The sequence below is a fragment of the Streptomyces sparsus genome (genome assembly GCF_054776295.1).
Genome location: NZ_BAAHCA010000242.1, coordinates 1 through 5,979, shown reverse-complemented (window position 1 = coordinate 5,979; position 5,979 = coordinate 1). Strand labels below are relative to the sequence as shown.

General features: G+C 72.7%; 7 protein-coding genes. 2 read left to right on the top strand and 5 right to left on the bottom strand.

Annotated features, from left to right (window positions below; all coding sequences use genetic code 11):
- A partial coding sequence (locus tag ACYVE9_RS13285) for a transglycosylase family protein (protein WP_461028023.1) occupies window positions 1–361 on the bottom strand: 361 nt, incomplete at its 3' end.
- A 517-nt stretch (window positions 362–878) separates the two neighbouring features.
- Between ACYVE9_RS13285 and ACYVE9_RS13280 the strand changes: the two genes are divergently transcribed.
- Both ACYVE9_RS13280 and ACYVE9_RS13275 read left to right on the top strand, forming a co-directional pair.
- Window positions 879–1,676 carry a hypothetical protein gene (locus ACYVE9_RS13280; protein ID WP_461028022.1) on the top strand — a complete coding sequence of 266 codons (798 nt, stop codon included), beginning with the start codon at window positions 879–881 and terminating at the stop codon, window positions 1,674–1,676.
- A gap of 59 nt (window positions 1,677–1,735) precedes the next feature.
- A complete protein-coding gene (locus ACYVE9_RS13275) occupies window positions 1,736–2,056 on the top strand; it encodes a hypothetical protein (RefSeq protein ID WP_461028021.1) in 321 nt (106 codons plus the stop codon).
- A gap of 67 nt (window positions 2,057–2,123) precedes the next feature.
- Here the strand turns inward: ACYVE9_RS13275 and der are convergent, their stop codons facing one another.
- From der to ACYVE9_RS13255, 4 genes are all read right to left on the bottom strand, one after another.
- Complete coding sequence (gene der / locus ACYVE9_RS13270) at window positions 2,124–3,590, bottom strand: ribosome biogenesis GTPase Der (protein WP_461028020.1); 1,467 nt, start codon at window positions 3,588–3,590, stop codon at window positions 2,124–2,126.
- Between the two features lie 42 nt (window positions 3,591–3,632).
- Window positions 3,633–4,220, bottom strand: coding sequence for a lysophospholipid acyltransferase family protein (locus tag ACYVE9_RS13265; RefSeq protein ID WP_461028024.1), 588 nt, complete (start codon window positions 4,218–4,220; stop codon window positions 3,633–3,635).
- An 83-nt stretch (window positions 4,221–4,303) separates the two neighbouring features.
- Complete coding sequence (gene cmk / locus ACYVE9_RS13260) at window positions 4,304–5,005, bottom strand: (d)CMP kinase (RefSeq protein WP_461028019.1); 702 nt, start codon at window positions 5,003–5,005, stop codon at window positions 4,304–4,306.
- Window positions 5,006–5,081: 76 nt separating this feature from the next.
- The coding region (locus ACYVE9_RS13255) for a prephenate dehydrogenase (protein WP_461028018.1) at window positions 5,082–5,979 on the bottom strand (898 nt) is incomplete at its 5' end.

Below are 5,979 nucleotides of genomic sequence, written 5' to 3'. Positions count from 1 at the left end.
GGGCACTGCCGCGCAGGCCGGCTCGGGCCGCGCAGGTGGGCCACGCCCCCCAGCCCTGGGCGGCCTGGACCTTCTCCGCGATGGTGATCTGCTGTGCGCGGCTGGCCCGGTCGGCGGTCGGCGCGTACGTGGTGCCGCCGTAGGCGGCCCAGGTGGCCGCCGAGAACTGGAGGCCGCCGTAGAAGCCGTTGCCGGTGTTGATCTGCCAGTTCCCGCCGCTCTCGCACGCGGCGATGCGGTCCCAGGTGCCCCCGTCCGCCGCCGAGGCGGTGCCGGTGGCGACGGTGAGCAGGGCGAGCGGCGTGACGACGGCTGCCGACAGTGCCGCGATCCGCACGGCGTTCCCGCGACGTAAGGACATGCGTTCCCTCTCCACGGACCCGGGCGCTCGGACCGGAGCGGCGGTCCGGCGCGTCGGACGCCCGACCGGCCGCCCGGCCCGTCCGCCGACGGGTGGGGCGAGCGTGCTGCCCGGCGCCACCCGTGAAGGGGTGACGTCCGGAGCGGTGCGGTCGGCGGACCGTCCCGAGCGGTGCTCTGTGCACACGGTCGCCGAATGTAAGGAGGCTCGGACGCCGGCCACAAGCAGTCTTCGGATTCCGCAGGCCAGTTGCGTTGTACCGCCGGTAACCGGGCCCGCCTGACCGGCCCGCCTGACTCCTTTGTACTGACAAAACTGCTTAAGCTCGGCAGGCGATGTGTGCCGGCTCACGACGTGAATATGCGGGCGGCACATGCCTCTTGACACTGTGTCACCACCGAGGGCGCGCGCTTCACCGTGCGCAACCACTCGTCGAGTCAGTCCGACGTGGTGCGTGACCGCTGACACATGTTGCCCGTTGTCATGGCGAACCAGACCCGACTGCCAGGAGTCTCCTGTGTCCCCCATGCTCGACGTCAGCAACGACGTCCGCGCCGAGATCGGCGAAGAAGAAGCCGCTCGCCTGCTGGCCGGCGAGACCGCGCCCGGCAGCTACGACTGCACGTCCTGCCGCACCCCCGGCGACACCAGCAAGGAACGCACCAGCACGGTGCTGTTCGTCGGTGACGAGACGGCCGTGCTCGCCTTCGCCCACGCCGGCTGCATTCCGTCCCAGATCGTGAAGGTCTCCGAGGACCAGATCCAGGGCGCCGTGCGCACCATCGCGGCCGAGGCCGGCACCGCCGCGCAGATCCCCGCGCCCGCCGGGGAGCCGGCCGACCGGCAGGCCGTGCTGGGGGTGACCTGCGGCCAGGTCCTCATCGACGAGCAGCTCTTCCCCGCGATCGTCGTGGAGCCGACCGGGCCGATCGCCCGCCCCGGCACCGACGGCACCGAGGACGAGTTCCTCGCGCTGCTCACCGAGGCCGGATTCCACCCGGTGACGGACGTGGCGGAGCGCCCGGCGGGCATCGAGGGCTGGTCGGTGCTGCTCGCCATGGGCAAACTGCACGCCGTCCTGCAGCCGGGCCCCGACTCCGGCAAGTCCAACTCGTGGTGGCAGGCCCACCAGCCGCTGTCGGTCACCGACGAGTGGCGCGTGTCGGCGAGCCGCACCAACACCGTGCTGGTGTACGCGGCGCCGTCCGGATCCATCGGCCAGCAGCCGCGCGAGGACATGCTGCGGGATGCCCTCGAACAGGCCGCGAAGAACGGTCAGTTGGCAGCCGCCGCGATGCCGCTGGCCGGCACCTGAGCACGGTTTCCCCCGCTCGGCCCCGCATCCAGCGGGGCCGTCACCTCGTTGGCATCAGCGTGCAGCCATACGAACACTCCCGCGCCCATCACCCGCATCTCAACCACGGGCAGATCCCCGGTATGCGCCCGGCGTACGAGGTCACACCGGAGCCGTCCGCCACTCCGATCTACGACTCGCTGTACGCCGAGTACCGCAGGTTGTTCCGGACCCTGCCCGGGGACCGGGCGGGCGAGGAGGGGCTGAGGTTCGAGGGGTTCGGCAGCACTCAGGGCACCGGCATCTCCGGACCCACGTGGTACGACGACCGCCGGACGCGGGGCGCGCTGCCCGCCGCGCTGCCGCCCGGCTCGCGGGACGGTCGACGGCGCGACCTGTGAGACCCGTTCGGCCCCACCGGTTCACCGGTGGGGCCGAACGGGTCTGCTCATGTCGCGCGGGCCGTGCTCACTTCTTCCGGCCGCGCTTCTCGCGCACCCGCACCGAGATGTGCACGGGAGTTCCGGTGAAGTCGAACTGCTCCCGCAGCCGGCGCTCGATGAAGCGCCGGTAGCCCGCCTCCAGGAAGCCGGAGGCGAACAGCACGAACCGCGGCGGCCGGGTCCCCGCCTGGGTGCCGAAGAGGATGCGGGGCTGCTTGCCTCCGCGCACCGGGTGCGGGTGCGAGGCGACGAGCTCACCCAGGAAGGCGTTCAGCCGTCCCGTGGGCACCCGCGTCTCCCAGCCCGCGATGGCCGTCTCGATCGCCGGGACCAGCTTCTCCATGTGGCGGCCGGTCCGTGCGGAGACGTTGACCCGGGGCGCCCACTGGACCTGGACCAGGTCCCGCTCGATCTCCCGCTCCAGGTAGAAGCGGCGCTCATCGTCGAGGGCGTCCCACTTGTTGTAGGCGATGACGAGGGCCCGGCCGGCGTCCACCGCCATCGAGATGATGCGGGTGTCCTGCACGCTGATCGACTCGTTGACGTCGATCAGGACCACCGCCACCTCCGCCTTCTCCAGCGCCGCGGCGGTCCTCAGCGAGGCGTAGTAGTCGGCGCCCTCCACCAGGTGGACCCGGCGGCGGATGCCCGCCGTGTCCACGAACTTCCAGGTCTTGCCGCCCAGTTCGATGAGCTCGTCGACGGGGTCGCGGGTGGTGCCGGCCACCTCGTTGACGACCACCCGGTCCTCCCCCGCCACCTTGTTCAGCAGCGAGGACTTGCCGACGTTCGGCCGGCCGATCAGCGCGATCCGGCGCGGTCCCCCGAGCGGGGTGCCGAAGCTCTGCTCGGGTGCCTCGGGAAGGGCCTCCAGCACCTGGTCGAGCATGTCGCCGGTGCCGCGGCCGTGCAGCGCCGACACCGGGTGCGGCTCGCCGAGTCCGAGCGACCACAGCATCGCGGCGTCCGCCTCGGCGGAGGGGCCGTCGACCTTGTTGGCGCACAGCACGACCGGCTTGCCGGAGCGGCGCAGCAGCTTCACCACGGCCTCGTCGGTGTCGGTGGCGCCCACCGAGGCGTCGACGACGAAGACCACCGCGTCGGCGGCCTCGATGGCGAACTCGGCCTGGGCGGCGACGGACGCGTCGATGCCGAGCACGTCCTGCTCCCAGCCGCCGGTGTCCACCACCTTGAAGCGGCGGCCCGCCCATTCGGCCTCGTAGGTGACGCGGTCGCGGGTGACACCGGGCCGGTCCTCGACGACCGCCTCCCGGCGACCGATGATCCGGTTCACCAGTGTCGACTTGCCGACGTTGGGACGTCCCACGACGGCGAGCACCGGCAGCGGGCCGTGCCCGGCGGCGTCGAGCGCGCCCTCGATTTCCTCGGCTTCGAAGCCTTCCTGCGCGGCGAGCTCCATGAACTCCGCGTACTCGGCGTCGCCGAGCTCACCGTGCCCGTGCTCTTCGCCGGAGTGGATCTGGTCGTTCATGAAGTCCTGTCCTTGTGTTTCGTCACTCGACTCAAGTGTGGCTCAGCGCCCGGTCAGCTGCCTGGCGTCGGCGAGGTGCCCGGCGAGTCGGCGCTGGATGCGTGCGGTCGCGTCGTCCAGCGCCGTACGGGTCCGCCGTCCGCTGCCGTCACCGGCGTCGAAGGGCTCCCCGTAGACGACGTCGACGCGGCTGCGCAGCGGTGGGAAGGCGGCGGTCAACCGGCTGCGGCGCTCGGTGCCGCCGAGCACCGCGACCGGGACCACCGGAGCCCCCGAACGCAGCGCGAAGTACGCCAGTCCGCCGCGCAGCGCCGCGAAGTCGCCCTCTCCCCTGGTGCCCTCGGGAAAGATGCCCAGCACGCCGCCCTGCGCCAGCACGGCCAGCGTACGCGCGATGGCGGCCCGGTCGACCGCGGAGCGGTCCACCTCCACCTGCCCGACAGCGCGCAGGAACGGGGCGACCGGCCCGACGAAGGCCTCCTTCTTGATCAGGAAGTGCACCGGGCGCGGTGAGGTGCCGATGACCATCGGGCCGTCGATGTTGTGCGAGTGGTTGACCGCCAGGATCACCGGCCCGGCGGGCGGCACCCGCCAGGTGCCCAGTGCCCGGGGCCGCCAGAGGCCGTACATCAGTCCGACGCCGATACCGCGGCTCACCACGGCGCCGCGCGCGCTGGGTGCCTCCGGGCCGGTGGTGCCGGGGTCCCCGACCGTCACGCCGTCCGCTGCTTGTCTTCGATCAGGGTGACCACACACTCGATGACCTGCTCCAGGGTGAGCTCCGTGGTGTCCACCTCGACGGCGTCGTCCGCCATGGCCAGCGGGGATGTCTTGCGGCTGGAGTCGGCCCGGTCCCGCTGGAGCAGCGCCCGCCGGGTGGCGTCCAGGTCGACCGGCTTCTCGCCGCCGCGCCCTGCGAGTTCGCCGCCGCGCCGGGCTGCCCTGGCCTCGGGGGAAGCGGTGAGGAAGATCTTGAGGTCGGCGTCCGGCAGCACCGTGGTGCCGATGTCGCGGCCCTCCACGACGATGCCGCGGGTGGCACCGGCGGCGATGGACCGCTGCAGTGCGGTGATGCGGGCGCGCACCTGCGGCACCGCGCTGACCGCGCTGACCGCCGCGGTGACCTCCGGGGTGCGGATCGGACCGGCGGCGTCCACCCCGTCCGTGGTGATGGTCGGCGCGGCCGGGTCGGTGCCGGAGACGATGTCCGGCTTGCCGCTGGCGTCGGCGACCGCGTCGGCGTCGTTGACGTCGATGCCGTTGGTCAGCATCCACCAGGTGATGGCCCGGTACTGCGCACCGGTGTCGAGGTAGCTCAGTCCCAGCTGCGCGGCGACGGCTCGGGAGGTGCTGGACTTGCCCGTACCGGAGGGGCCGTCGATGGCGACGACAACGGGTGCCGGAGCGGTTTCCACGGTGGCGGGGACCTTTCTTGGACCTGGGAGAGGCGCACGGACCGATGGACGGCCCGGGCACCAGGCTACCGGCTGGCTAGCGGGCGTCGATCGACCAGCCCCGGCCGCGCAGCGCCTCCACGAGCACCGGTGCGGCTTTCGGCTCGACCATCAGCTGGACGTGGCCGGCCTGCTGCCCCGTCGCGTGCTCGATCCGCACGTCCTCCACGTTCACACCGGCCTGACCGGCGTCCGCGAAGATCCGGGCCAGTTCCCCGGGGCGGTCGCTGATCAGGACGGCGACGGTCGCGTAGGCGGTGGGTGCCTGGCCGTGCTTGCCGGGGACGCGCGCCCGACCGGTGTTGCCGCGCCGCAGCACGTCCTCGATGCCGGCCGTGCCCTCCCCGCGCTTCGCCTCGTCGGCGGACTCCAGCGCGCGCAGCGCCCGGACGGTGACGTCCAGGTCACCGGCGACCGCGGCCAGCACGTCGGCGACCGGGCCGGGATTGGCCGACAGGATGTCCAGCCACATCGCCGGGTCGGAGGCCGCGATGCGCGTGACGTCCCTGATGCCCTGGCCGCACAGCCGTACCGCTGTCTCGTCGGCGCTCTCCAACCGGGCCGCGACCAGGCTGGAGAGCAGCTGCGGGGTGTGGGAGACGAGCGCCACCGCCCGGTCGTGGGCGTCGGCGTCCATCACCACCGGCACCGCACGGCAGAGCGCGACCAGTTCCAGGGCCAGGTTCAGCACCTCGGTGTCCGTCTCGGCGGTGGGGGTCAGCACCCAGGGACGCCCCTCGAAGAGGTCGGCGGTCGCCGCGAGCGGCCCGGACTTCTCACGGCCGGCCATGGGATGCGTGCCGAGGTAGCCGGTCAGATCGCAGCCCAGTGCGGTCAGCTCGCGGCGCGGCCCGCCCTTGACGCTGCCCACGTCGAGGTAACCGCGGGCGTCGCCAGCACGCTGCGCCGCGGCGACGGCGGCGGCGATGTGCGCG

Coding starts and splice junctions, on each gene's coding strand:
- der (WP_461028020.1), bottom strand. CDS start 3,590: ATGAACGACCAGATCCACTCCGGCGAAGAGCACGGGCACGGTGAGCTC.
- ACYVE9_RS13265 (WP_461028024.1), bottom strand. CDS start 4,220: ATGTACGGCCTCTGGCGGCCCCGGGCACTGGGCACCTGGCGGGTGCCG.